Genomic DNA, 5,202 nt, shown 5'->3' with positions numbered 1-5,202 from the left:
CCGGTGCTTTGGGAGGCGTGTTTGCCCAAAACACCAAATCAGCCAGCGATTTTCTTTCCGGTGATCAGGCCTTAGGTGGTTACCTTAAACAAGGGTTCCACAGCAACAATAATGCGTTACGCACAAGCGGCGCGGTGTTTGGACGCACAGAGACGGTTGATTGGCTGGTACAAAGCTACTATCACGATTCGGACGATAACCAACTGGGTAATGGTAAAACTTTGTCTGACTCTTCAAACCGTGAAAAAGGTGGTTTTGCTAAAGTCCGTTACACACCATCTTTAGATCATCAATGGACGTTGACTGCTCGTCAAGGCGAACTTGATGATATGTCTCCATCAAATCCCTCAGTCAAAGAGCCGTCAGGTTCTTATCCGTTAGTATACCGGGAAACAAGGGACCAGAGCCTTTCCGTTGCCTACGATTATAGTCCCGCCAGTCATTGGGTCGATATTAACTCTCAGTTGTATTTCAATAATACTGAGATGAAAGAGCACCGTGTTGCACCGCAAGAACGTGACAATAATGAGACTCAAACCATAGGTTTCTCTATCACGAATACGTCCAACATAAAAAATATCGATTTAATTACAGGTCTGGATTTATATCGCGATAGTTATGAAACGAAACGTGATGACAGCAGTGCACCTGGAGAGCGTCCGGCAGGACAAGATGCAAATGCAGAAAGTATAGGGGCGTTTGGTCAAATAAATATTCCTGTATTCGACCAGATTCGTTGGCAAGCGGGTGTTCGATTTGACTCTTACAAAGGTGAAGATAATCGACCGACATCACTGGATAGTGAGAGCCGCGATCATGCGTGGTCCCCATCGACGGCATTGACATGGAACGCAACCGAACAGCTAGCATTGACTGCCAGCTATCGCGAAGCTTTTCGTGCACCGAGCTTAGAAGAAATGTATGCCAGTGGTACTCACTTTGTGGTTCCTATGGGGCCTACAAAGTTGATCAATCGATTTATACCGAACCCGGACTTGAAACCAGAGCACAGTGCCAACAAAGAATTAGCCATCACCTACCAATTTACTCCGACGAGTTATTTCGATAATGCCTATGTTGATGCGCGCCTGTTCCGTAACGATGTTGACGATTTTATTGATATGAACGTTGACTTCATGGGCGGCACAACAACGCGTGAAAACGTTCGCGATGCCAAACTGGAAGGTGTTGAGCTAAGCCTTCATCACCAACTCGGTGGCTTTACCAATAATCTAAGCTACAGCCAAACCGAAGGCAAGAATAAGAATGATGGTAGCTATCTTGATAACATCCCAGCTCACAAGTTTGTCGCAGAAACCGACTATGCGCTGGCGACGTTACCAGTGAGTGTCGGCGGTCGAGTTTCTTATTATGCCGACCAAAACGACACTAACGATGCCAACACTTACGACGGCTACACCCTGTGGGATGTGTATGCAAGCTACAGTCCCAATGGCGCTTGGGATGGCGTGAAGTTTGATTTAGCGATCGATAACTTAACCGACGAGCAATATACCCAAGCTTGGGCGCAAGTGGCTTCACCAGGGCGCGATATCAAATTTAATGTTCGTTACCAATTTTAGCTCGTTACCAACTTTAACGACTCGTACAAAGGGCAGGTGAACGCCTGCCCACACTGATAGAACCTATCACAATAAAAATAGGCTGGGAGTGATCAATGACAACCACTACGTTAACGGAGCAGGTCAGTGCGCTACTGACCGAGAATGCCTCGATGCTGCCTGCCGATATGGCAGCAACGCTAGGTGTGAGTGAGGGGGAAGTGGTACGCGCCATGCCCGCAGATTATCAAACTTGGGTCGATGGGCAACATGCTGAAACCGTGCTCATGCAGGTGGCCGGATGGGACGGGCCTGTGACGGCGATTGTGCATTCCGGCGGCTCGATCTTTGAAGTAAAAGCGCCGTTCCCCAAAGGAAAAATCGCTTACGGCTATTACAACTTAATGGGTAAGCCCGGCGAAATGCATGGCCACTTAAAGTTAGAGCGCATGGCGGGCATTGCTTTTGTCAGCAAAGCCTTTCGCGGCAAGACAACCCATTACATCGGCTTTTTTACCGAACAAGGCGATTCGATTTTTAAGATCTATCTCGGGCGTGATGAAAAACGTCAGCTTTTAGACCATCAGATTGATGCCTTTAACCAACTAAAAACGCAGTTAGCGACCTCACAACAAACAGAATCGGAGCAATAACTATGGATCAAGCGACTAAACAACAACGGCTACAAAACCGCCTTGGCCCTGAAATTAAAGAATTTCGTGCAAACTGCCGGACATTACAGCTTGCAACATTGGATACAAAAGGCAAACCCAATGTTAGTTATGCCCCCTTTGCTCAGCGTGAAGATGGCTTTTATATCCTGATCAGTGAAATTGCCCGTCACGCACGCAACCTGCAAGAAAACCCAAACTTGTCATTGATGATGATCGAAGATGAAGGGAGCGCGAAACAGATTTTTGCTCGTCAACGTCTTAGTTTTGATGCACGAGCTGAAATGGTGGAACGTAACACCGCGACTTGGCAAGTTGGCATTGATGCATTGAAAGCGCGGTTTGGCGATATTATCGATAATTTGAGTGGCTTAGAAGACTTTCGCCTCTTCCGTCTGGCGCCAGAAAACGGCCTGTATGTGAAAGGATTTGGCCAAGCGTTTCAGGTTGGCAGTGACGACTTTGTTGATATGGTGCACCTTGATCAAGGCCACCGTAAAATCGGCGAAGACAATGACATTAAAACTACCGATGAGCTCGTCATTAACGGCTAATCGAGTTGATGAAGGGTGAGACGGCAATGTGTTTCGCATTGCCGTTTTCTCTTTATTATCGGTATTGGGCTTGGTAACAACCTCGCTGCAATTATGGTAAAGTAAACGCCATTACCAAGCCGATAACCACGAGCAGCATGAATTACATCCCATTATCTGACTACAAAAGAAAGTGGATTTTCACCCATCAATCTCTCCCTATCCCAGAGCAAGATCTTGCTGAGATTAAACCCATGACAGAGACGCGTGCGGCGCAGTTGTGGCAAGAATTTATCAGTAAAGATAGCCCGACACCGGATCATTTTGGTAAGCAAGATTGGCCCACCCATCAAAACGTTTGGACTCAACGGCTGGTCTGGCAACATGCGTGGGACAACGATGATGATCTGCCTGAAAACTTTGTGTCCAATTTTCCTTGGGAAGACAATATTACGGTCTACTTTTGTTACGACAAACATAATATCGTCGAAACTCGCTGGGGCGTGTTCAAGCAATATTGGAAAAACTTTCTATTCTATGATGACAAACCCATCTTGATTGGTCGTCGTCGCAAAGAGGTTGCGATGTTTGAGCAATCAGGTGAAGTAGTGATCGGTCAACGTGACTGACGTTCAAGTCATCAACGACGTGGCCGTTAATAGAAAGATAAACCGCATGTCCAATCCATAGCGTCATCGTATAGGGATCAGAGATGATAAAAATAATCGCTGCCGTGTGTTTGTCGGCCTTACTGGTTGGGTGCTCGTTACCTAATATGTCGGATCTGTGGCGCAATTACAGTACCATTGGCTTAAACGAAGCATTACGGGGAGCCGAGCAAGATCTGATTCATTGTCGCTATGATAAAACGCTGGATACCGCGCAGCGATACACAGTGATTGGAACCGCGCGAGAAAAAGCGCGTGCGTTCGAATTAATGGGGATCGCGTATAGCGAGCAAGAAAACACTGCTGAATTTGATCATACCTTGCAACGCTTTTTATTTTCAGAGCCAGGGCGCGCAATGACAGCGCCACAGGTGCAAATACAATGGCAACAAGCCCAGCTAGACATTGAGCATCAGCGTGAGACGGCGCTAAGCCAGACGCACTGTTTGCAGTCAACCAATATCCCCAAAACAGGACCGCTCAAATAATTAGGCAGCCACTGAATGTGACTGCCTGCGCACGCCGCAATGTTTGGCTAGCTCTTTAGAATACTGTCTGCCAAGGTGATCAGTCGCGGATAAGCGAACTCACTTTCTTGCGCAATCGCAGCTTGTTCAACTAACACCTCGTGCAGAATCTCTTGTGTGGTAAGCGGGTTCGCAAGTACCACCCTAAACACTGTGGTCGTCCGCCGCTGCCACTGCTCTGGCGTGAGACGCGTCCGTGAGACGAACGTTTGACCTGATTCACGCTGGCGTTTTTGCACAAATTTAGTCAGATCATTGAGCAAGTTATGAATCAAATCGACTTGCTCTTCATTAGCCACCGCAAGGGCCGCTTGCACACGAGCGGGAACAAACCGATAGGTCAATAAACAAAGCTCTGGCTCTGAGATCAGCTCAAAATCCGGGTGTTGGCTAATCATCTTGGCAAACGCAGCTGCTTTATCGATACTTTGATCAATCAACAGCTCATAGCCACGGCGAGAAATAATATTCATACAGGCAAATACCAACATCGCCATACCGCTGCGAGAGCCTTCAAGCGTATGACTTCCGAGGTCTTTTGCCCCTTTACGGAGAATATACTCGGCGTGGTGCTCGATGGATGCGACCACGGAAGGATCTTTAAACAGCACCATACCGGCGCCCATAGGGACATACAGCTGTTTATGGGCGTCAATGGTCACCGAATCAGCACGCTCAATACCGGCCAGCTTATGGCGCTGGTTATTCGACATTAACGTGGCACCACCCCAGGCGGCATCCACGTGAAAATGAATGCCTTCTCGCTCAGCAATATCAGCTAACGCATTGAGTGGATCGATACTGCCGGTTTCTGTCGTGCCAGCGACACCCACGATGGCCACCGGTTTGATATTATCGCGATTCAGTTGCGTAATAGTGTCTTCGAGTGCATTAATGCAAATGCGATTTTGGTTATCTGCGGGCACGGAGATCAATTGGTCGCGGCCAATCCCTAGCACATCGGCGGCTTTTCCTAATGAATAGTGGCCCCGTTCAGACACTAAAATGGCCAAATCGCGATAACCATAGTGACGCATTGCACCAAACAAGCCTGCTTTGTTAATGCCAGGAAATTCACCATCAGGCTTAAGGACGTTATTTCTCGCCACCCATAGCGCGGTAATGTTGGCGACTGTTCCCCCCGAGCAGAATGCGCCCAGCGAGTGGTTGGCGCTGTGCATCCAGCTTTGATAAAAGGCATCATCTTGCTGATAAATTAGATTATGCAGCATGCCAAGCAC

General features: G+C 47.8%; 6 protein-coding genes. 5 read left to right on the top strand and 1 reads right to left on the bottom strand.

Annotation, left to right across the window (positions count from 1 at the left end; translation table 11 throughout):
* The 5 genes from BZG79_RS11225 to BZG79_RS11205 all read left to right on the top strand — a co-directional run.
* The coding region (locus BZG79_RS11225; protein WP_199877754.1) for a TonB-dependent receptor at positions 1 to 1,583 on the top strand (1,583 nt) is incomplete at its 5' end.
* 95 nt (positions 1,584 to 1,678) lie between these two features.
* On the top strand, positions 1,679 to 2,215 hold the full coding sequence (gene hutX, locus BZG79_RS11220; protein WP_077461143.1) for a heme utilization cystosolic carrier protein HutX: 537 nt from the start codon (positions 1,679 to 1,681) through the stop codon (positions 2,213 to 2,215).
* 2 nt (positions 2,216 to 2,217) lie between these two features.
* Complete coding sequence (gene hutZ / locus BZG79_RS11215; protein ID WP_077461144.1) at positions 2,218 to 2,787, top strand: heme utilization protein HutZ; 570 nt, start codon at positions 2,218 to 2,220, stop codon at positions 2,785 to 2,787.
* Between the two features lie 137 nt (positions 2,788 to 2,924).
* Positions 2,925 to 3,395, top strand: a complete 471-nt coding sequence (locus BZG79_RS11210; protein WP_077774423.1) for a DUF2947 domain-containing protein — start codon at positions 2,925 to 2,927, stop codon at positions 3,393 to 3,395.
* A gap of 83 nt (positions 3,396 to 3,478) precedes the next feature.
* Positions 3,479 to 3,922 (top strand): hypothetical protein, encoded by a 444-nt coding sequence (locus BZG79_RS11205; RefSeq protein ID WP_077774422.1) that lies wholly within the window; start codon positions 3,479 to 3,481, stop codon positions 3,920 to 3,922.
* Positions 3,923 to 3,969: 47 nt separating this feature from the next.
* On the opposite strand, the gene panP is transcribed toward BZG79_RS11205, so the two are convergent.
* Positions 3,970 to 5,202, bottom strand: a 1,233-nt coding sequence (gene panP, locus BZG79_RS11200; protein ID WP_108743280.1) for a pyridoxal-dependent aspartate 1-decarboxylase PanP, incomplete at its 5' end; no start/stop codon positions are given.

This window comes from Salinivibrio sp. MA427, from assembly GCF_001996115.1.
Taxonomy (GTDB): Bacteria; Pseudomonadota; Gammaproteobacteria; order Enterobacterales; family Vibrionaceae; genus Salinivibrio; species Salinivibrio costicola.
This window is presented reverse-complemented; position numbering and strand designations above follow the sequence as displayed.